Here is a 21,086-nt window from a genome sequence, read left to right on the forward strand (position 1 = left end):
GGACTCTATCAGCGGGCGGAGGCGAGCGCGGCCAGCAGCTCGGCACTGGTGGCCGTCCAGCCGACGATCGCACCCTGCGCGCGGAACATCTCGACAGCCGCCGCCTTGAACTGCGGGAAGTAGCTCTCGGTGCAGTCCTCCAGCAGGAGGCACTCGTAGCCGCGGTCGTTGGCTTCGCGCATCGAGGTCTGCACGCAGACCTCCGTCGTCACGCCCATGAACACGAGGTGCGTGATGGCGACCTGCTGCAGCAGGCCCTGCAGCGGCGTCGCGTAGAACGCGCCCTTGCCGGGCTTGTCGAGCGCGATCTCGCCGGGGCGAGGCGCCAGCTCGGGAATGATCTCGTTGCCCGGCTCGCCCGCAACGAGGACGCGGCCCATCGGCCCCTCGTCGCCGATCCGCAGCGATGGGTTGCCGCGGCTTCGCTTGGCCGGAGGGCAGTCGGACAGGTCGGGACGGTGCGCTTCGCGCGTGTGGACGACAAGGCCGCCGAGCTCGCGCCACGCGTTCAGCACCGCCTGGCAGCTGGGGATGATCGCGCGCAGCAGGCTCACGTCGTTGCCCAGCGACTCGCCGAAACCGCCCGGCTCCACGAAATCGCGCTGCATGTCGATGATGACGAGCGCGGTGCGCTTCAGCTCGAACTCGTAGGGGAACGGCTTCGCGGTACCCAGCTTCATGCGTGGCCTCCGTGCCCGCCGCCCATGTGTGCGCCGAGCACCTCGCGCTTCGCATCGGCCGCGCCGGTCTCGAACACGATGCGGCCTTCGCTCATCACCACGATGCGGTCCGCCAGCGCCAGCAGTTCGTCGAGGTCTTCGCTGATCAGCAGCACCGCGCCGCCGCGGTCGCGCACGCCGCGGATGCGGCCATGGATCTCTTCCACCGCCGCGAAGTCGAGCCCGAACACAGGGTTCGCCGCGATCAGCACGTTGATGTCGCCGGCCAGCTCGCGCGCAAGCACCGCGCGCTGCACGTTGCCGCCGGACAGGCTGCGGATGGGCGCGTCCTCGCCGCGCGTCTTGATGCCGTACGCCCCGATCCACGAGCGCGCCCGCGCGCGCCATTCGCCGAAGCGCAGCAGCCCCTTCGATGCCAGCGGCGGCAGGTCGAAATCGCGCAGCGCCATGTTCTGCGCGACGCTGAGGTCGCCCACGCACGCGTTGCGCAGCGGCTCCTCCGGCAGGCTGCGCACCTTCAGGCGGTGGTTGTCCGCGCGGCGCGCCGCATACGGTTCGCCCATCACCCTCACGCTCCCGCCGGCGCGTTCCCGCTGGCCGACGAGCGCCTCCACCAGCTCGCGCTGGCCGTTGCCGGAGACGCCCGCCACGCCCAGGATCTCGCCGGCGCGCACGGTCATCGTCAGGTCGCGTACCGCCGGTGCGCCGCGGTCTCCGACAACGTCCAGCGCTTCTACCTGCAGGGCGAGCCGCGCATCCGCGACAGCGGGCACGCGCACGGCATGCACCTGCGAGAGGTTCTCTTCCTCGATCGCATGCTCCGCCGCTTCGCCCACCATGTGCCGCGCCAGCAATGCGGGCCCCGTGTACTTCACGCTCGTGTGGTGCACCGCCTTGCCGCGGCGCAGCACGGTCACGTCGTCGGCATACGCCATCACCTCGCGGAACTTGTGCGTGATGATCAGTACGGTGCACAGGCCGGCGCGCGCGAATTCGCGGACGTGCCCGAGCACTTCGTCGGCCTCCTGCGGCGTGAGCACGGATGTCGGCTCGTCGAGGATCAGCAAGCGTGGCTTGAGGTACAGCTGCTTGAGCAGTTCGAGCTTCTGCTTCTCGCCGGCAGCCAGTTCCGAGGGCCGCGCATCGAGGTCGAGCCGGAACGGCGTGGACGCGAGGAAGGCGTCGAGCACCGCGCGCTTGTCCTTCCAGTCGATCAGGAACGGCGTTTCGCCCCCGGCCAGCAGCAGGTTCTCCGCCACCGTCATCCCGGGCGCCAGCGTGAAGTGCTGGTAGACCATGCCGATGCCGAGCGCACGGGCAACAACAGGGTTGGCGATGTCCTGCTCGCGCCCGTCCACCATCACCGCGCCTTCCTCGGCGCGGTGGAAGCCGGCGATGCACTTGACCAGCGTGCTCTTGCCCGCGCCGTTCTCGCCGAGCAGTGCGTGCACGGTGCCCGGCTCGACCTTCAGCGCGACATGGTCGAGCGCCGTGAAGGCACCGAAGCGCTTGGTCAGCTCGTACGTCTCCAGCGCCATGGCGCCGGTGTTCGCGTGCAGCTGCGCGGGCATGCCGGACATGGTCAGATCGCCTCGAGCACCGCGCCGGACGGTGCGTGCGCGCCGAACACGCCGTGCTGCATCGTGATCATCTTCAGCGCCGCTTCATGGTTCCCCTTGTCGGTGGCCGCCGTGCAGTCGGACAGCATCAGGCATTCGAAGCCGCGGTCGTTGGCCTCGCGCATCGTCGTGTGCACGCACACGTCTGTGGTGATGCCGGTGAGGATGAGGTTCGCGATGCCCTTCGTGCGCAGAATCAGTTCGAGGTCCGTCGCGCAGAAAGAGCCTTTGCCCGGCTTGTCGATCACCACCTCGCCCGGCAGCGGCGCGAGCTCCGGGATGATCTCCCAGCCCGGCTCGCCGCGCACGAGGATCTTGCCGCAAGGCCCGTCGTCCCCGATGCCCGCGCCGATCTGGCGCGAGCGCCAGCGCTTGTTCGCGGGCAGGTCCGACAGGTCCGGCCGGTGCCCCTCGCGCGTGTGCATCACGTGATACCCCTTTGCACGCATCGCGGCCATGAGCTTCTTCAGCGGCTCGATCGGTGCGCGCGTGAGCGAGATGTCGTAGCCCATCTTGTCGACGTAGCCGCCGTGGCCGCAGAAATCGGTTTGCATGTCGATGACGACGAGCGCCGTGTTCTGCGGCCGCAGGTCGCCGTTGTACGGCCACAGGTACGGGTTGGCGGTGACGTACTTTTCCATCTTCACCTCGCGGAGGAGAGCTCGCCCGGGCTGCCCGCCGCCAGCTGCCCCGGCCTGCAACTGAGGACGAGGATGACGAGCGTGAGCACGTAGGGCACGATGTTGAACAGGTGGTAGCCCCAGCCGATGCCCACCGACTGCAGCGCGGGACCGATCGCGCCGGCGCCGCCGAACAGCAGCGCGGCGCCCACGCAGCGCAGCGGGCTCCAGCGCGCGAAGATCACCAGCGCCACCGCGATCAGGCCCTGGCCGCTGGAGATGCCCTCGTTCCAGCTGCCCGGGTAGGCGAGCGTGAGGCACGCGCCGCCGAGGCCGGCGATCATGCCGCCGGCCGCGGTCGCAGCGATGCGGATGCCGCTGACGGAGTAACCGAGCGCCCGCGCCGCATCGGACGAGTCGCCCGCCATCCGTACGAGGAGGCCCGGCCGCGTGTTCGCGAACGCCCACGCCATCGCGGCGGCGAGCAGCATGCCGAGCGGCACGAGGGGGTTGATCTGCAATGCGGCTTTCACCGCGGGCGTGTCGCTCCAGTTGCCCAGCTCGATGGGCGGCAGTTGCGGGGCCTGCGGCTGGATCAGCGGTTTGCCGAGGTAGAAGGCGAGACCCATGCCGAGGAGCATGAGCGCGATGCCGGTCGCGACGTCGTTCACGCGCGGCAGCGAGCACAAAGCGCCGTGCAAGGCGGCGAGCGCGGCGCCCGCGAGCATCGCGCAGACGACGCCGATCCACACGTTGCCACTCAGGTACGAGCCGCCGAAGGCGCACATGGCCGAGAGGACCAGCACGCCTTCGAGGCCGAGGTTGATGCGGCCGGCTTTCTCGGTGAGGCATTCGCCGAGCGAGACGAAAAGAAAGGGCGCCCCAACTCGCAGCGCGCCCCCGAGGATGGCGCTGGCGAGCGTGACCACCACATCCGCGCTCACGGGCTGTCACCCCGGACTTGATCCGGGGTCCATGTGAGCGAGCGGGGATCCCGGGTCAAGCCCGGGATGACGGAGAGGCGCTTCCACACGGCGCGCCACTCCACGTCGCGCAAGGCTTCGCTCGCGAGAATCAGGACAAAGGCAATCCCCTGCAGCACCACGACGCTGGCGTCCGGCAGGCCCAACCGCCGCTGCAGCAAGCTACCCGCCGCCCCGAACCCGCCGAACAGGATCGCCACAGGGATGATCGCCAGCGGATGGTGCCGCGCCATGAACGACACGAGGATGCCCGCGTAGCCGTACCCCGCGATCAGCGACGCGTTCGCACTCGTGTGCACCGCCGCCACTTCCACCGCGCCCGCCAGCCCGGCTGCGGCGCCGCCCAACGCGCATGCAACGAGGATCAAGCGCGTGGCCGGCAAGCCGACGAGCTGCGCCGCACGCAGGTTGCCACCCACCACGCGCACCGAGAAACCGGAAGGCGTCCACCGCAACCACAGCGCCGCCACGACACACGCCAGCACGCCTAGCACGAGGCCCCAATGCACGTCGGAGCCCGCGATCCCGCCGATGCGCAGGGATTCGGCAAGCGCATGCGTCGACGGCTTGTTCAGGCTCGCCGGGTCTCGCAGCGGCCCTTCGACGATGTGCTTGAACAGCCCGATGGCGACGTACGCGAGCAACAGGCTGCTGATGGTTTCGTTCACGCCGCGCCACTGCCGCAGCCACCCCGCCAATGCAATCCATGCAGCACCCGCCACTGCACCCGCGATGCACACGAACACGGTGCCCACGAACCCCGCCGAAGAAGAAAAGCCCTGGGCGAGCGCGGCACACGCCAGCCCGCCCAGGACCAAGGCTCCCTCTCCCCCAATGACCACGAGCCCCGCACGCGCGGGGATCGCCACGCACAGCGCGGTCAGCATGAGCGGCGCCGCGCGCTGCAGCGTGTTCTGCCACGAGTACCAGTCGCCGAAGGCGCCCTTGAACAGGATCAGCCACACGTCCAGCGGGTTGGCCCCCGCGAACGCGACGAAGATCCCGAACAGCCCCAGCGCCGCGGCGATCGCGGCGAGCGGCAGGGCGGCCTCGCGGGCGACTTGCTTCATCAGACGCTGCCGATGACGCCTTCGACCAGGTAGTTCATCTTCTCCAGCTCGATGTCCGTCTGCTTGAACACCTTGCCGGCCGGGATGACGACCGCGCCCTTGTTGTCCTTCAGGCCGCCCTTGAAGATGTCGAACTTGCCCGCGACCATCTCGGCCTTCACGGCGTCGGCCTGCTTCTTCGCGGCGTCGCTCACGGCGCTGCCGTAGGGCGACATCTTCACGAAGCCTTCCTTCAGGCCGCCGCGCACGAAGTTCGGGTGGGGCTTGCCGCCGCGCGCCGATTCGATGAAGTTGGTGTACGCGGTCAGCCAGTTCCATTCGGCGCCGGTGAGGTAAGCCTGCGGCGCGAGCTTCGCCTGGCTGGCGTGGTAGCCGCAGACCATCTTGCCGCGCTTGGCGGCGGTCTCGACGATGACCTTCGGGCCGTCCACGTGCATCGTGAACACGTCCACACCCTGGTCGGCGAGGCTGTTCGTCGCCTCGGCTTCCTTGACGGGCATCGACCAGTCGCCGGTGAAGATCACCTGCGTGGTGATGCCGGGTTTGACCGAGCGCGCGCCCATCGTGAAAGCGTTGATGTTGCGCAGCACCTGCGGGATCGGCTTGGCCGCGATGAACCCGAGCTTGTTGCTCTTGGTCATGTGGCCCGCCACGACGCCATTGAGGTACTGGCACTCGTCGATGTAGCCGAAGTAGCTGGCGGTGTTCTTCGGGTGCTTGCCGTCGGTCCACATGCCGCCGCAGTGCGCGAAGCGCACGTCGGGGTGCTTGGCGGCCACGGCCAGCATGTGCGGGTCGAAGTAGCCGAACGACGTGGGGAACACGAGCGACGCGCCGTCCTGCGCGATCATGCCCGTCATCGTCTTCTGCACGGCCGCGGTCTCGGGCACGTTCTCTTCCTCGACCACCTTCACGCCGGCCATCTTCTTCAGCTGCGCGGCGGCCTCGGCCTGCGCCTGGTTGTAGCCGTAGTCGTCGCGCGGGCCGACGTAGATGACGCCAACGGTGATCGGCTTGGCCTGCGCGAACGCGAGCGGGGCGGCGCCGGCAGCACTCAATGCGGCAAGCGTCTTGAGGGTGTCGCGGCGGTTGTACTGCTGGCTCATGGTTTTCTCCTCAGAGCGGTTGGTGAAAGTCAGGAAAGAAGCGACACGTGCGCGGCCACGACGCGCCAGCCTTCGGGCGTGCGCATCCACGTCTGGCTCTGGCGGCCGGTCTTTGTGCCGCCCGCGCGCTGGAATTCGATGTTGGCCGTGGCGAAGTCGCGGCCGTAGGTGGTGATGACCGTCTTGAGCACTTCGCGCGCGAGCCCCTGCGCGGGGCGCGAGGCGCGGAAGTCCTTGATGGCGCCGTAGCCGTAGAGGTTCTCGGTGACGCCGTAGCGCAGCGTGTGCGGGCTGTCCCAGAACAGCTCGTCGAGCACGGCGACGTCGTTCGTCACGAGTGCCTGCTCGTAGCGAGCGAATTGCGCCTTGACCTCGGCCAGCACGTCGGGCAGGTTGATCTGCATCGTCACAGCGTTGGGTCCTTCAGGTGCGCCGTGCCGCTGTCCTGCAGCACTTTTGCGGCGCGCAGGCACAGGTCCTCGCGCCACGGTGCGGCGATCAGCTGGACGCCGATCGGCAGGCCACCGGTGCCTTCGGGCCACAGCGGTGCGGCGACGACGGGGCAGCCTGCGAAAGAGATGGGTTGCGTGAGCAAGCCCATCACGGGCCGGCTGGGCTGCCGCTGACCGTTGATCTCCAGCCAGTCGGTGCCGATCGGCGGAGACGCCACGGGCGTCGCGGGCGCGACCAACACGTCCCAGTGTTCGAAGAGCGCGTTGACCTTGTCGCGATAGATGCGGCGGAAGCGCTGGGCGCGCAGGTACCAGTCCACCGGCTGCAGCGCGCCGGAGATGAAGCGGTCGACCGACAGCGGCTCGAAATCCTGCGGGCGCTTGCGCAGGTCCGGCAGGTGGAGGCTGCCGCCTTCGCTTGCGGTGATCAGGAACGCTGCCGCACGCGCGATGCCGGCATCGGGCCAGTCGACGGTTTCGGTGGCGCCGAGCACTTTCGCGGCCTGCTGTGCCACTGCGCGCGCGGCGGGTGTGGCGTTGTCATCGAAATAACCGCGAAGGACGCCGATGCGCAGCCCGGCAAGGCCGTTGCCGAGGCGTGACGCCGCAGGCTGCACGCGCTGCGCGTGGCAACCCGGGTCCTGCGGATCGGCGCCTTGCATCGCGTCGTAGGAAAGCGCGAGCGCCTCCACGCTGTCGGCCAGGGGGCCGAGGTGGTCGAGGCTGTGCACGAAGGGGTAGCTGCCGCGGCGCGACAGGCGCCCGAAGGTCGGCTTCAGGCCCCACACGCCGCAGAGCGACGAAGGCACGCGGATAGATCCATTCGTGTCCGAGCCGAGTGCAAGCGGCACCTGGCCCGCAGCGACGGCCGCGCCGGAACCGCCCGAGGAACCTCCGGACATGCGCGTGAGGTCGTGCGGGTTGCGCGTGGGGCCGTAGTGCGTGTTCTCGGTGGTGAAGCCGTACGCGTATTCGTCCATGTTGAGCGCGCCCAGCAGCACGGCGCCGGCTGCTTTCAGCCGCTGCACCAGGACCGCGTCGTCCTGTGCCGGCGGAAGGTCGCGGTTGATCTTCGAACCCGCGAGCGTGATGACACCCGCGACATCGAAGAGGTTCTTCACGGCGTACGGCAGGCCCGCGAGGGGCGGCAGTACTTCGCCACGCGCGCGGCGCGCATCGACGGCGTCCGCCTCGGCGCGTGCACGGGCGAAGGTCCGCTCGGTGAACGCATTGACGCGGGGGTCCGTGGCGTCGATCCGCGCGATGGCGGCATCGCACACTTCGCGGGCACTGCGCTCGCCGCCGGCCACCGCGCGCAGGAGTTCGGTCGTCTTCATGCGATCACCAGGGGCACAGGCCCGGCCGTTTTCATGCTGCGTCCTCCGGCGGGAACGGCGCCGGCCGGTAGATTTCCGCGAGTTCGGATTCCGGCGCGAGCGGCGCGTTGTCCAGCACGCGCGCGATGCCGACGGTGCGGCCGAAGTGCAGCGCCACCGCCTTCGCCCGTTCGTCGTCGAGCGGCAGCTGCAGCGCCTGCGCCGCGGCGCGGACATAGGCGAGGACGTCGTTTTCTTCCATGCTCAGAACTCCGGGAGCGCTTCGGCGCGATGGCAGGCCACCTCGCGCTGCGGCGCAACCTGCTGAAGCAAGGGCAATGCCTGTTCGCACTCGCCGGCCGCATGCGGGCAACGCCCCAGGAAGCGGCATCGCGTGGACGCCGCCGCACCCTGCATGCGGATGGGGCTTTGCGGCTCGCCCGGCAGCAGGTGTTGCAAGGCGTCGTGGCCCGTACCCGGGATGGAGGCGATCAGCGCGCGCGTGTACGGATGCCGCGGGTTCGCGAACACCTGCGCCGCCGGGCCGCTCTCGACCACCGAGCCGAGGTACATCACGAGCACCCGGTCGCACAGCAGGCGCACGACGTTGAGGTCGTGCGACACGAAGAGGAAGCTCATGCCCAGCTCGCGCTTGAGTTCGCGCAGCAGCTGCAGGATGACAACCTGCACGGACACGTCGAGCGCCGCGGTCGGTTCGTCCAGCACCAGCAGCCGGGGCCGCAGCACTGCGGCGCGGGCGATGCCCACGCGTGCCTTCTGGCCGCCGGAGAGCTGGTGCGGAAAGCGCGGCAGCAGCTCGTGCGGCAGGCCCGTGAGCGTGGCGATCTCCTCGACGCGGCGGCGGATCTCCTGCGCATCCTTCACCTCGCCCAGCAGCTTCAGCGGCTCGGCGATGGTGTCGAACGCGCTGTAGCGCGGGTTGAGGCTGTCGTGCGGGTCCTGGAACACCATCTGCACTTCACGACGTGACTTGTGCGTGGGCATGTCGCGCGGGTCGACGAGACCCAGGTCCGCGCCGAGGAAACGGATCTGACCGTCCGAGACCGGCAGCGTGCGCGTGAGCAGGCGAACGAGCGTGGACTTGCCGCAGCCGGACTCGCCCACGAGCCCCACTGTCTCGCCCGCTTCGATGCGGAACGTGACGCCGTCCACCGCATGCAGCTCGCCCTTGCCTTGCGGTGTCTTGACGGGGAAGCGCTTGGCGACTTCCATCACCTCGAGCAGGGCCGCGGTCATACCATCATCTCCACGCGATGGCAGCGCACGACGTGGTTGCCGTCGACCAGCTCGGGCAGTGGCAGTGCGCAGGCCTCGCTGCGCCCCGGGCAGCGCTCGGCGAAGCGGCAGGTGGGCAGGTCGGTGCGCCGCAGGTCGGGCAGGCTGCCGCCGATGGCGGTGAGTTCCTCGAGCGAAGCGCGCCCCACCGGCGTCGCCCCGATCAGCAAGCGCGTGTAGGGATGGCGCGGCTCGGTGAAGAGCGCTTCCGTCGGCGCGGATTCCACGATGTGCCCCGCATGCATCACGACGATGCGATCGCACTGCTCGCGCGCCAGCCCGAGGTCGTGCGTGATGAGCAGCGTCGCCATGCCACGGGCACGCGTCTTTTCCTTGACGAGCGCCATGATGGCGGCCTGCGTGGTCACGTCGAGGCCGGTGGTGGGCTCGTCGGCGATCAGCAGCTTGGGGCCGCAGGCCAGTGCAAGCGCGATCATCACGCGCTGGCAGAGGCCGCCGGAGAGTTCGAACGGGTATGCGTGGTAGCGGCGCTCCGGGTCCGGGATCTTCATCTCGGCGAGGCACTCGATCGCGCGCGCCTTCACTTCGGAACGCAGCACCGTGGTGTGCCGCAGCAGCACGTCCTCCAGCTGGTGGCCCACCTTGCGGATCGGGTTGAGCGCGACCTTCGGGTTCTGGAAGATCATGCTCACCTCGCGGCCGCGGATCTCCTGCAGGTCGGCTTCCTTTGCCGCGAGCAGGTCCATGCCGTCGAAGTACGCGGTGCCTTGCGTGACTCGCGCCGCCGTGTCGGAAAGGCCGAGGATCGCGTACGAGAGCACGCTCTTACCCGAACCCGACTCGCCGACCAGCCCCACCGTCTCGCCCTTGCCGATGGACAGCGACACGTCCTGCAAAGCGTTGACGACGCCGTCGCGTGTCTTGAACTGCAGCGACAGGTTGCGCACGTGGAGGAGGTCGCTCATGTCCTCCTCCGTGGGTCGATGATGTCGCGCAAACCGTCGCCGAGCAGGTTGAAGGTGAACACCGCCAGCATCAGCACGCCGCCCGGGAACAGCGCCACCCACCATTCGCCGGAGATGATGTATGTCGCACCCTCCGCGACCATGATTCCCCACTCGGCCACGGGCGGCGACACACCGAGGCCGATGAAGGACAGGCCTGCCGCGTTCAGGATCGCCCAGCCCATGTTGAGCGACACCTGCACCATCATCGGCGGCATCGCGTTGGGCACCAGGTGCAGCAGCAGGATGCGCGCGTCGCCGTTGCCTGCCAGCCGCGCCGCCTCCACGAAGCCGGCTTCGCGCCGCACGTTCACCTCGGTGCGAGCCACGCGGATGTAGAAGGGCAGGTTGACCACCGCCGTCGCGAGGATGATGTTCGCGACCGTGTTCCCCATCGCGGCCACGATGCCCATCGCCAGCACGAACAACGGGAAGCTCATCACCATGTCGCACCCGCGCATGACGATGCGCTCCAGCCAGCCGCCGAAGTAGCCGGCGCAGGCGCCGAGCAGGCCACCGATGACGAACGACGCGCTCACGGCCGACAGCGCGATGGCGAAGTCGATGCGCGTGGCGACGATGACGCGCGAGAGGATGTCGCGGCCGAGCGAATCGGTGCCGAACCAGTGTTTCGCCGACGGTGGCTGCATCGTCGGGCCGACATTGGTGGCGAGCGGGTCGTAGGGCGCGATCCAGGGGCCCACGATCGCGACCACCACGAACAGCGAGAACAGGATGGCGGCGCCCAGGGTGAACGGGTTGTCGGAGAGCACGTATTTCACGTGCGACCAGAACGACTTCTGCGCGCGCGGACGCGCGGCGGCGACGGGTGCTTCCAGGACGGCACTCATGACGCGAGCCTCACGCGTGGGTCGATGACCACGTAGAGGAGGTCGATGACGAGGTTGAGCAGCGTGTACAGCACCGCCATCGTCAACACGAAGCCCTGCACCGGCGCGTAGTCGCTCGCGACCAGCGCCTCCAGCGCGAACGAGCCGACGCCCGGCCACGCGAACACCTTCTCCACGATCACGCTCATGCCGAGCAGGAAGCTGAACACCATGCCGAGCGTCGTCACCACCGGCAGCAGCGCGTTGCGCAAGGCATAGCGCACCAGCACCGTCGGCGTGGACAAGCCCGAAGCGCGCGCCGTGCGCACGAAGTCGGCCGAGAGCACTGCCAGCATCGAAGCGCGCGTCATGCGGGCGAGCGGCGCCAGCACGAAGATGCCGAGCGTCAGCACCGGCAGGATCATCTGCTTCGCGCTCGCGACGAACAGTTTCACGTCGCCGGCGATGAGGCTGTCGATCGTGTAGAAGCCCGTGACCGCGGCGGGCGCGGTGAGGTAAGGATCCATGCGACCGATCGGCGACGGCGCCCAACCGAGCAGGTAGTAAAGGACGTACGCGAGCAGCAGCCCGGTGAAGAAGGTCGGCAGCGACACGCCCGCCGTCGTCACGAGCCGGCATGCATGGTCGATCCACGAGTTGGGATGCCGGGCCGCGGCAATGCCCAGCGGGATCGCGATGCTCACGGCGAACACGAGCGAGGCCAGCACCAGCTCCAGCGAGGCCGGCAGCCGCGAGATGAGCTCCTGCCGCACCGGCTGCCCCGTGGACAGCGCGTTGCCCAGGTCGCCGCGCGCGAGGTCCTTCACGTAGATCCAGAACTGCTCCGGCAGGCTGCGGTTGAGGCCCAGCTTCTCGCGCACCTGCTGCACCGCCTCCTGCGTGCCCGCGGGGCCCGCGAAGAACGCCGCCGGGTCGCCCGGCAGCGCGCGGGTGAGCAGGAAGGTGATGAGCACGATGCCCAGCAGGTTCGGCAGGGCACCGAGCAGGCGTTTGGCGATGAGCATTGGCATGGTTGCATGGATGCCGGGTCAAGCCCGGCATGACGGCCTTCTATGCCTTCACCAGTTGCCGGTAGTCCGGCTCGAGGTGGAACCAGTAGGTGTAGCCGCTGATGTTGGGCTGCATCGCCACGTCCATCATCGGCTGCACGAGCGGGATGCGCGGCACCTCGTCGTGCGCCACCTTGATCATGTCCTTGACCATGCCGTCGTACAGCGGCTTGCTCTCGGCGAAGCGCGCGTTGGTGATCAGCTTGTCGAGCGTCGGGTTCTTGTAGCTCATGGTGTTGAACACGGCGTCCTGCCCGTGGTAGCACCAGAAGAAGAAGTACTCCGGGTAATTCAGCCAGCCGCCGAAGCGGTTGAGGATCATCGGCATGTCCTTCTTCAGCAGCGCCGCGCGCCAGTTCGCGCCGGGCACCTTGTTGATGGACGCCTTGATGCCGATCTGCGCCAGCGCTTCCTGCACGAGGATGGCCGTCGGCTCGCTTACCGTCGCCGAGCCCAGGTCGTACGACAGCGTGGTCTCGATCGCGCCGGCGCCCGACTCCTGCATCAGCTGCTTGGCCTTGGCGAGATCCTGCTTGTAGCCGTGCGGCTGCGGCCACACCGGCGCCTTGGGGTCGTTGCTGGCGCCGCTCATCTTGATGCCGCGGCCGTAGAACGCAGACTCGAAGATCTTGTCGTAGGGCAGCGCGTACGCCACGGCCTGGCGCACCTTCACGTTGTTGAAGGGCGGCTTGGTGGTGTTCATGCCCAGGTAGAACAACGCGTTCTCCACGGGCAGGCTCGCCACCTTGATCTTGCTCTTGTCGCCGGCGAAGTCCGCGAAGTCCTTCGGCGGCAGCGAGTAGGTCATGTCGATGTCGCCACGCTGCAGCAGCGCGCGGCGGTTGCCGGCGGACGGCACGTCGCGCTGGATGATGCGCTTGATCTTCGGCAGCGGGCCGCTCTTCCAGTCGTCGAAGCGTTCCAGCACGAGCTCCTGCCCGGGCTTGAAGCTCACCACCTTGTAGCCGCCGCCGCCCGCCGTGTTGTTCTTCAGCCATTCGGCGGCCCACGGGTCCTTCTCGGTGGCGTTCTTCTTCGCAAGCGTCGAGTTGTAGATCGACGCGACAGGAACGGCGAGGTCGGGCATCGACAGCTTGTCCTTGCGGACGAACTTGACGTGCAGCGTGTACTCGTCGACCACCTTGAATTGCGCAGGATCCTCGAGCGAACCGGCCTTCATCTGGAAGGTGGGGAATCCGCCCATCGCCAGCGCACGGTCGAAGCTCCACTTGACGTCGTTGGCCGTGACCGGCGTGCCGTCATGGAACTTCGCGTTCTTGCGCAGGTAGAACGTGACGCCCATGCCGTCGGCGTCCATCTTCCAGCGCTCGGCCAGCTCGGGCTCCAGCTTCGAGTAGTCGTACATCATCGAGCCGTCCGGCAGCTTCTTGCGGCCGTAGGTCATGAGGCGGTCGTAGACGTTCCAGGCCACGCCGTAGCTCGGGCGGTTGGCGCCCAGGCCGTGGATGTCGAGCATGTTGGGCCCGAACTCGTTGGCCATCACCAGCGTTTCCTTGCGGTCCTGCGCTTGCGTGCGGCCCGCGTAGAGCGCGGCTCCGGCCGCGGGCAGCGCGCCGGCGGCCTTGAGCAGCGAGCGGCGCTTCAATGATGTTGTCGTCATGGTGGGACTCCTGGCGTTCACGAGGGAGAAATGGGGTTGGCGCGGGCGGCCATGTAGGCACGCCAGCCGCCGTGGTGCGTGATGTCCTGCGCGCCTTGCGTCGCGAGCGTTTCGCATACGAAGCCTTGCACGCTGCTGCCGTCGGCGAGCGAGAGCGTGCCGATGCCCAGCGGCGCAGGGATCAGCGAAACGAACGAGCCGTAGTGCGCCACCGGCATCTCCCAAACTTCGATGGCGATGCGCGCGCCTTCGCCTTGCGGCACGCGCACGAGGCCGGGTTTGGGTGGCGTGGTGCCGGGCAGCGCGAAGAGGCGGTAGTCGGCGGCGGTTTCGGTGGCTTGCAGCAGGCGCGCGCCGCGCTCCGTGAGCTGCGGGTTGAGCGGCATGCCGGAGAGGTGCGCGCCGACGACCGCCAGCTTGACAACGCCGGACTTCGCCAGGCCGGGGATCGCAACCGGAGCCGGCAGGGGCTCGTCGGTCGCGCCTTGCGGGAGGCCGGTCGCGTGGTGATAGCGCTGCCCCAGATCGGCCAGCTGCCAGTCGCTGCCGCAAGGGCCGATCAAGGTGATGCCGAACGGCAGCCCGTCGCTGCGCAGGCTGCTCGGCACCGACAGCGCGGCGTAGTCCAACAGGTTGACGAAGTTGGTGTAGGCGCCGAGGTTGCGATTGAGCTCCACCGGGTCGGCGAGCATCTGGGCGATGGTGTAGTGCGTGGGCGCGGTCGGCACGAGCAGCACGTCGATGTCGTGCCACATCTGCGCGGCATGCTGGCCCAGGGCACGCAGCTTCTCCTGCGCTTCGAAGAGGTCCGCTGCGCTGTAGCTGCAGCCGCTGGCGACGATGGAGCGCACGGGCTCGATCACTTCGGCGGCATGCGTGTCGAAGAAGCCGCGGATGGCGGTGTAACGCTCGGCGACCAGCGCGCTTTCGTAGAGCAGCGCCGCGGCCTGCGCGAGCGGGCCGAAGGGCACGCGCACCGGCGTGCCGCCGAGGGCCTGCAGGTTGTCGATGGCCGCGGCGAACGCCTTCTGCGCGAGCGTGTCCCCGAAGAAGGGCAGGTTGTCGGGCACGCCGAACCGGAAGGCCGCGGGAAACGGCTGGTCCGCGAGGCGCAGGTCGCGCGAGAACGGGTCGTCGCGGTCGTAGCCCATGGCCTGCTGCAGCACTTGCGCCGCAAGGCCCACGGTGCGCGCGAAGATCGAGACGCAATCGACGCTCTGCGCCGCGGGCACCACGCCGCGTGCGCTGATCAGGCCCTTGGAGGGCTTGAGCCCCACGATGTTGTTCAGGCCCGCGGGCACACGGCCCGAGCCGGCGGTGTCCGTGCCGAGCGCGAAATCGACTTCAGCCTTCGCGACAACATAGGCGGAGCCCGAGCTGGACCCGCCGCTCACATAGGCGGCGTCGAACGCATTCGGTACCGCGCCGTACGGCGAGCGCGTGCCGTTCAGGCCGCAAGCAAATTGATCGAGGTTGGTCTTGCCGGCGCAGGACGCACCAGCTTCGAGCAGTCGCCGCACCACGGCGGCATGCGCCGTGGCTACGTATTTGAATGCGGGGCAAGCCGCCGTCGTCGGCAAGCCGGCGACGTCGATGTTGTCCTTGGCCGCGAAGGACATGCCCTGCAGCGCGCCCGTGGCGGCAACCCGCACGGGCTCGGCGGACCGGGTGATCCAGGCGTTCGATCCGGCGGCAAGGGTTGGCTGGGGCTGCACCATCTCTGAGCATCCAAACTTGGATACAAGATCAGATGCAAAGGCTGTGCCAGCGCGGTCGAGTACCGGCGCCGCAGGTTCAGGAGGGGCTTACATCGCCCGGTCGAACAGGCGCTCGAAGTCGCCGCGCGTGCACATGCGCGGGTTGGTCTTGTGGCAGATGTCGGCGACCGCGATGTCGACGAGTTTCGGGATTTGCTGCGGCGTGACGCCGTGCGAGGCGAGCGTGCCGCGGATGCCGATGCGCTCCTTCAGCGACTTGAGCCACGCCGGGAAAGCCTTGCCGCCGCCGGGTACCTTGCACACGTGCGCCAGGTCGTCGAACTTCTCCGGCACCGCTTCGAGGTTCCAGGCCATCACCGTGTCGATCATCAGCGCGTTCGCGAGCCCGTGGTGCAGGTCGCACACCGCGCCGAGTGCGTGGGCGCACGCGTGCACCGCGCCCAGGTCCTTCTGGAAAGCGATCGCGCCCATCATCGACGCCATCATCATGTCGCTGCGCGCCTGCAGGTGGCCGGGCTCCGCCACGGCGCGAACGATCGAGCGCGACGCGATGCGCGCGCCTTCGAGCGCGATGCCGTCGCACAGCGGGTGGTAGGCCGGCGAGAGGTAGCTCTCGATGTTGTGCGTGAGCGCGTCCATGCCGGTCGCAGCCGTCACGTTGGGCGGCAAGGCCAGCGTGAGCTCGGGATCTGCGAACACGATCTTCGCGAGCAGCAGCGAGCTGAAGATCACGCGCTTGAGGTGCGACTCGTCCTCGCTGATCACCGACGAGCGCCCGACCTCCGAACCCGTGCCCGCCGTCGTCGGCAGCGCGACGAAGTAAGGCAGCGGCTTGTCGATCGCCCGAACCTTCGGGTGGTCCCACGCATAGTCGAGGATGCCGCCTTCGTGGGTGGCCGCGAGCCCGACGACCTTGGCCACGTCCAGCGCGGCGCCGCCGCCAAAGCCGATCACGCAGTCGGCGCCGTGGGCCTTGTACATCGCGGCGCCCTGCATGACCTGGCTGGCGACCGGATTGCCCGCCACGCCGGAGTAGACGGCGACGTCGAGCGCGCCGAGGTGCGACTTGAATTCATCCAGCACCGGCAAGGCCGCGAGCGCGCGGTCGGTGACGAGCAGCGGGCGCTTCAAGCCGTTCTGCAGGAGGTGCGCGGCCACTTCCCTGCGCGCCCCGGCGCCGAACCGGATGGCGGTGGGAAACGAAAAACTGTTGAGGCTCATCGCGTGATCACGACAGCCTAATTCAAAAGCCGCGCGCCGTGGGCCGAAACCTTGCTCAGCCGCAAGCGCGGGTTCTCCCCTGTTTGCCGCCGCGGCCCGGCGTGCCGTACCATGGGCCATCCATCGTTCTTGTTGCCGGAGGAAGCCTTGGCTACCCATCGCGACGTCGCAACCCGCCGCACGCTGGCCCTCGTGGGCCCCAGCGCTGCCGGCAAGACCAGCCTCGTGGAAGCGCTGCTGGCAAAGGCGGGGGCGATCGGCGCTCCCGGCAGCGTAGAGAGAGGGTCCACGGTCTCCGACTGGGACCCCCTCGAGAAGAAAGCGCTGCGCTCGCTCAACTCGGCGCTGGTGCACTTCACGCACGACGGCATCACCTCCCACCTCGTCGACACGCCCGGCGCCCCGGACTTCGTCGGCCAGTCGCTCACCGCGCTGGAAGCGGTGGAGACGGCGGCCATCGTGATCAACGCCACGACCGGCATCGAGCCGATGGCGGTGCGCATGATGGAATGGGCGCAGCAGCGCGAGCGCGACCGCGTCATCGTCGTCAACAAGATCGACGCGCAGGGCGTCAACCTCGAGAAGCTGGTGCAGGACATCCAGTCCGCGTTCGGCAAGGAATGCCTGCCGGTGAACCTGCCCTCGCAGAAGGGCGAGCGCGTCATCGACTGCTTCTACCACCTCACGGATGACGGGCCGCCTCCGGACTTCTCCTCCGTCGAAGCCGCGCACCGCGCACTCGTCGAGCAGGTCGTGGAGGTGGATGCCGAATTCACCGAGCGCTACCTCAACGAGGGCGATGTGGACCCGAAGGAATTGCACGCACCGCTGGAGCAGGCGATGCGCGAGGGCCACCTCGTGCCGATCTGCTTCGTGTCCGCGCGCACCGGCGCGGGCGTCGCCGAGTTGCTGCAGGTGATCGAGAAGCTGCTGCCGGACCCGACCGAGAGCAACCCGCCCGCCTTCCTCGAAGGCGAAGGCCCCGATGCGAAGCCGACCACGGTGGACTCCGGCAACCCGGACAAGCACGTGATCGCGCACGTGTTCAAGATCACGCAGGACCCCTACGTGGGCAAGATGGGCGTGATCCGCGTGCACCAGGGCACGATCACCAAGGACAGCCAGCTCTTCGTCGGCGACGGGCGCCGGCCGTTCAAGGTGGGCCACCTCTTCATGCTGCAGGGCAAGGACCTGAAGGAAGTGTCGAAGGCCGTGCCGGGCGACCTGTGCGCGATCGCGAAGGTGGAGGAACTGCACTTCGACGCCGTGCTGCACGACGCCGCCGAGGACGCGAACATGCATCTCAAGCCGATGCAGTTCCCCGTGCCCGTGCACGGCCTGGCGATCGAGCCCAAGCGCCGCGGCGACGAGCAGCGGCTGCACGACATCCTGGCGAAACTCGTGAGCGAGGACCCGTGCCTGAAGGTCGAGCACGTGGCCAGCACGAACGAAAGCGTGGTCTATGGCCTCGGCGAGCTGCACCTGCGCGCGCTGCTGGACCGGCTGCAGGAGATCCACAAGTGCGAGGTGAACACGCGGCCGCCGCGCATCGCGTACCGCGAGACGATCACCGCGCCCGCCGAAGGCCACCACCGCCACAAGAAGCAGACCGGTGGCGCCGGCCAGTTCGGCGAGGTGTTCCTGCGCATCGAGCCCTTGCCGCATGGCGCGGGCTTCCAGTTCGTGGACGAGGTGAAGGGCGGCGCCATTCCGCACAACCTGATGCCGGCCGTCGAGAAGGGCGTGCAGCTGGCGATGCAGGAGGGCGTGATCGCGGGCTACCCGGTGGTCGACATGAAGGTCGTCGTGTACGACGGCAAGTACCACTCGGTGGACAGCAAGGAAATCGCATTTGTCACGGCGGCGAAGAAGGCCATCCAGGCGGCCGTGCAGTCGGCGCGGCCGTGCATCCTGGAGCCGATCGTCAATGTGGAGATCACCGCGCCCGAGCAGAACATGGGCGACATCACCGGTGACCTTTCGACGCGGCGCGGGCAGGTGAGCGGCACGCAGGCCGCGTCTGCGGGTTCACTCACCGTGCTGGCGCAGGCGCCGTTGTCGGAGCTGGCCAGCTACCAGTCGCGGTTGAATTCGCTCACCGGCGGCCAGGGGCGCTACACCATCGCCTTCAGCCACTACGAGGCCGTGCCGCCGAACGTGCAGCAGCAGCTGATGTCGCAGCACAAGGTGAAGGAAGAGTAGAAGTTGTCATGCCGGGCTCGACCCGGCATCCATGGTGACGCGGCGCCACGCCCGCATGGACCCCGGGCCAAGCCCGGGGTGACGCCTCGCTTGCTCAGCGCTGCCAGCCGCGGGGGCCGCCGCGGCCTTCGTTCTCGCCGCCTTGCTGATCACGCCAGCCGCGATGCTGGCCGCGCGGGTTCTCCTGCGCGGCAGGCGCGGCTTGCGGCTGCGGCACCACCTGGCGCTGCGGGGCCGCCACGGGTTGCACCTGTTGCTGGCGATGCTGCCACTGCTCGGCCTGGCGGGTTTGGCGCTGCTGGTCACGCAGCTGCTGCTGTTGCTGGATCTGCTGCTGGCGCGCCTGTTGCTGTTGCAATTGCTGCTGCTGGACGGCTTGCTGCATTTGCTGCTGCTGCACTTGCTGCTGCATCCGCAGCTGCTGTTGCTGGCGCCATTGCTGTTGCTGCTGTTGTTGTTGCTGCAGCTGCTGTTGCTGCACCTGCTGCTTCTGCTGGCGGGCCGCCTCGCGCTGCTCGCGATAGAAGCGGTCTTGCGCATCCAGCTCCACACGCCCCTGCGCCGTGGAACCCGCGATGGCACGCGCCTGGTCACGCTCCCAGTTCGGGCGCGCGGGCCCCACCGGCGGGACCGGTGCAGCGGGCTGGGCGGGCGCAACCGCCGTCGGCGCTGCAGGTGCGGCCGGGGCCGGGCCGGTGGTTGTGGTCGTCCGCGTGCCCGTGCCCGTGCCCGTGCCCGTGCCCGTACCCGTACCCGTACCCGTGCCAGTACCCGTGTTCGTGGTCGTGCGCGTGCCCCAATGTCCGCGGCCGTCGCGCGTCCAGTTCGGCTGCGTCACGTTCGTCCCGGGCGGCGTCGCGGTTGCCGGCGCCACGGGCGTGCGCGTACCGGCGCCAGTGTGCCAATCGCGCGTCCAACGCGGGTTGGCCGTCACGGTGGTCGCGGCCGGGGGCGTCTGCACGAGGCGCGGCGTGTGCGTGAAGTCGCGGCGGTCGGTGCGCGTCCATGCCGGACGCGACGGCGCGGTGATGACGGCGGCAGCGGCAACGCGCGACGCGTCGACGCGATGCCAGTTGCCCCACACCGGGCGACCCCGGGTGAAGTCGTCGAGGCGCACCGACGTGATCGCGCCGGGGTAGCGGCTGTGCATGTACATACCCGCCGTCGAATAACGAGGCGACGCGTAGACGTAGCGGTTGACGTTGCTGACGTAGACCGTGCTGGCACGGTAGCTGGGCTGCCACACTTCGCCGGGCCCGAGCGGGTACCACGCGATGCCGGGGCTGTTGCCGACCGTGAAGCTCACGTTGCCGCTGCCGCCGACGAAGGTGACGAGCGCCGGCGCATAGACGGGGCGCGGTCCCAGGCGGCCGGGCACCCACGCCCAGCGCGAGCCGATCATCGCCCAGCGGCCATAGTGGAAGGGCGCGAAGCCCCACGGCGCATCGTCGATCCACGTCCAGCCCCAGGGCCGGATCCATTCCCAATGGCCCTGGCGATACGGCGCCCAGTCGACCGTGGTGACGTTGGGGTACCAGACCTGCCCGTACGTGGTGTCCTGCTGCCACACGCCGTGGTTGTCCATCTGGGTGTAGCCGACGACGTCTCGCGAAAGAACCTGCGCCGTCGGCGAACGGTCCTCCTGCTGGTTGCGCGCCGTGACCCACTGGTCGAACGAATCCGGGTTGCGCCGGTTGGGCTCGACCTGCTCGAGGTCGCGCGCGACGAACATCACGTCTTCGCCGGGGCCGACGATGCGGCCCCTGCCGTCTTCGCCGTACACGGTGACCGTGCCGCTGCGCACCGCAACGCGCGTCGACGCGGTATCGGGATCGACGTCGATGCGGAAGTCGCCGGCCTGCGAAGCGCGCGCCGACAGGTTGGGCGTGCCGACGATGAAGCGCTCGCCCTGCTGCAGCTCGCGCACGCGGGCGTTGATGCTGCCCTGCGTGATGGTGAGGTGGGTGGAGCGGTCGTCCAGCTCGACGACACCGAGGTTGGTGAGGTCGCGCACGTGGACCGTTTCCGTGCCAAGGTTCAGCTCGACACGCGCGCCCTGGTCGGTCCACAGACGGTCGGCCTGGGTGAGAGGGCGGTTCTGCGGCAGTGCCGTCCACTCCTCGTCGCCTGCCGGTGCGTACACCACCGAGCCTTGCCGGGCCGTCACCGCAGCCACGCGGCCGGGCGGGTCTTCCGCCCCGCCCTGGGCCGAGACGCCGAAGGCCGAGAACGCCAACGCAAGCATCGGCAACCAGCGCCGCCAGCCGGGCGCCACGGGACGGGTGGAAAGGGTACTGCTCATGACGGATTAGAACGG

Annotated in this window: 18 protein-coding genes; 1 reads left to right on the forward strand and 17 read right to left on the reverse strand. The window is 68.8% G+C overall.

From position 1 onward, the window contains the following. Positions 1–8 precede the first annotated feature (8 nt). From H8R02_RS04370 to H8R02_RS04445, 16 genes are all read right to left on the reverse strand, one after another. The gene (locus tag H8R02_RS04370) at positions 9–680 is read right to left on the reverse strand and encodes a cysteine hydrolase family protein (protein ID WP_187080108.1); all 672 of its coding nucleotides are present in this window, start codon (positions 678–680) and stop codon (positions 9–11) included. Beyond that, entirely contained in the window at positions 677–2,260 is a 1,584-nt protein-coding gene (locus tag H8R02_RS04375) for an ABC transporter ATP-binding protein (RefSeq protein WP_187080109.1), read from the reverse strand. Before H8R02_RS04375 ends, H8R02_RS04370 begins: the two co-directional genes overlap by 4 nt. A 2-nt stretch (positions 2,261–2,262) precedes the next feature. Beyond that, positions 2,263–2,940 (reverse strand): biuret amidohydrolase, encoded by a 678-nt coding sequence (gene biuH / locus H8R02_RS04380; protein WP_187080110.1) that lies wholly within the window; start codon positions 2,938–2,940, stop codon positions 2,263–2,265. A 2-nt stretch (positions 2,941–2,942) separates the two neighbouring features. After that, the gene (locus H8R02_RS04385) at positions 2,943–3,863 is read right to left on the reverse strand and encodes an ABC transporter permease (protein WP_187080111.1); all 921 of its coding nucleotides are present in this window, start codon (positions 3,861–3,863) and stop codon (positions 2,943–2,945) included. After that, positions 3,860–4,972 (reverse strand): ABC transporter permease, encoded by a 1,113-nt coding sequence (locus tag H8R02_RS04390; RefSeq protein WP_187080112.1) that lies wholly within the window; start codon positions 4,970–4,972, stop codon positions 3,860–3,862. Before H8R02_RS04390 ends, H8R02_RS04385 begins: the two co-directional genes overlap by 4 nt. Continuing rightward, a complete protein-coding gene (locus tag H8R02_RS04395; protein WP_187080113.1) occupies positions 4,972–6,078 on the reverse strand; it encodes a BMP family ABC transporter substrate-binding protein in 1,107 nt (368 codons plus the stop codon). Before H8R02_RS04395 ends, H8R02_RS04390 begins: the two co-directional genes overlap by 1 nt. A 29-nt stretch (positions 6,079–6,107) precedes the next feature. After that, complete coding sequence (gene hpxZ, locus H8R02_RS04400) at positions 6,108–6,482, reverse strand: oxalurate catabolism protein HpxZ (RefSeq protein ID WP_187080594.1); 375 nt, start codon at positions 6,480–6,482, stop codon at positions 6,108–6,110. Positions 6,483–6,484: 2 nt separating this feature from the next. Next, on the reverse strand, positions 6,485–7,867 hold the full coding sequence (locus tag H8R02_RS04405) for an AtzE family amidohydrolase (protein ID WP_187080114.1): 1,383 nt from the start codon (positions 7,865–7,867) through the stop codon (positions 6,485–6,487). Between the two features lie 31 nt (positions 7,868–7,898). After that, on the reverse strand, positions 7,899–8,108 hold the full coding sequence (locus H8R02_RS04410) for a DUF4089 domain-containing protein (protein ID WP_187080115.1): 210 nt from the start codon (positions 8,106–8,108) through the stop codon (positions 7,899–7,901). Between the two features lie 2 nt (positions 8,109–8,110). Next, entirely contained in the window at positions 8,111–9,103 is a 993-nt protein-coding gene (locus H8R02_RS04415; RefSeq protein ID WP_187080116.1) for an oligopeptide/dipeptide ABC transporter ATP-binding protein, read from the reverse strand. Continuing rightward, a complete protein-coding gene (locus H8R02_RS04420) occupies positions 9,100–10,068 on the reverse strand; it encodes an ABC transporter ATP-binding protein (protein WP_187080117.1) in 969 nt (322 codons plus the stop codon). The genes H8R02_RS04415 and H8R02_RS04420 overlap by 4 nt, the downstream gene beginning before the upstream one ends. Further along, positions 10,065–10,958: an ABC transporter permease gene (locus H8R02_RS04425; RefSeq protein ID WP_187080118.1), complete on the reverse strand. Its 894-nt coding sequence runs from the start codon at positions 10,956–10,958 to the stop codon at positions 10,065–10,067. The genes H8R02_RS04420 and H8R02_RS04425 overlap by 4 nt, the downstream gene beginning before the upstream one ends. Further along, complete coding sequence (locus H8R02_RS04430) at positions 10,955–11,968, reverse strand: ABC transporter permease (RefSeq protein WP_187080119.1); 1,014 nt, start codon at positions 11,966–11,968, stop codon at positions 10,955–10,957. Before H8R02_RS04430 ends, H8R02_RS04425 begins: the two co-directional genes overlap by 4 nt. 40 nt (positions 11,969–12,008) lie before the next feature. Next, positions 12,009–13,628, reverse strand: a complete 1,620-nt coding sequence (locus tag H8R02_RS04435; protein WP_187080120.1) for an ABC transporter substrate-binding protein — start codon at positions 13,626–13,628, stop codon at positions 12,009–12,011. A gap of 17 nt (positions 13,629–13,645) precedes the next feature. Continuing rightward, positions 13,646–15,346, reverse strand: a complete 1,701-nt coding sequence (gene atzF / locus H8R02_RS04440; protein WP_187080121.1) for an allophanate hydrolase — start codon at positions 15,344–15,346, stop codon at positions 13,646–13,648. An 87-nt stretch (positions 15,347–15,433) separates the two neighbouring features. Continuing rightward, positions 15,434–16,567: an iron-containing alcohol dehydrogenase gene (locus H8R02_RS04445; RefSeq protein WP_187080122.1), complete on the reverse strand. Its 1,134-nt coding sequence runs from the start codon at positions 16,565–16,567 to the stop codon at positions 15,434–15,436. 132 nt (positions 16,568–16,699) lie between these two features. Here H8R02_RS04445 and fusA point away from each other — a divergent pair, with 132 nt between their 5' ends. Continuing rightward, positions 16,700–18,769, forward strand: a complete 2,070-nt coding sequence (fusA, locus tag H8R02_RS04450) for an elongation factor G (protein ID WP_435531261.1) — start codon at positions 16,700–16,702, stop codon at positions 18,767–18,769. Positions 18,770–18,863: 94 nt separating this feature from the next. Here fusA and H8R02_RS04455 read toward each other — a convergent pair whose 3' ends face one another. Further along, positions 18,864–21,071, reverse strand: coding sequence for a DUF6600 domain-containing protein (locus H8R02_RS04455; protein WP_187080124.1), 2,208 nt, complete (start codon positions 21,069–21,071; stop codon positions 18,864–18,866). Positions 21,072–21,086 lie beyond the last annotated feature (15 nt).

It is taken from the genome of Ramlibacter albus, assembly GCF_014297445.1.
GTDB classification, from domain to species: Bacteria; Pseudomonadota; Gammaproteobacteria; order Burkholderiales; family Burkholderiaceae_C; genus Ramlibacter; species Ramlibacter albus.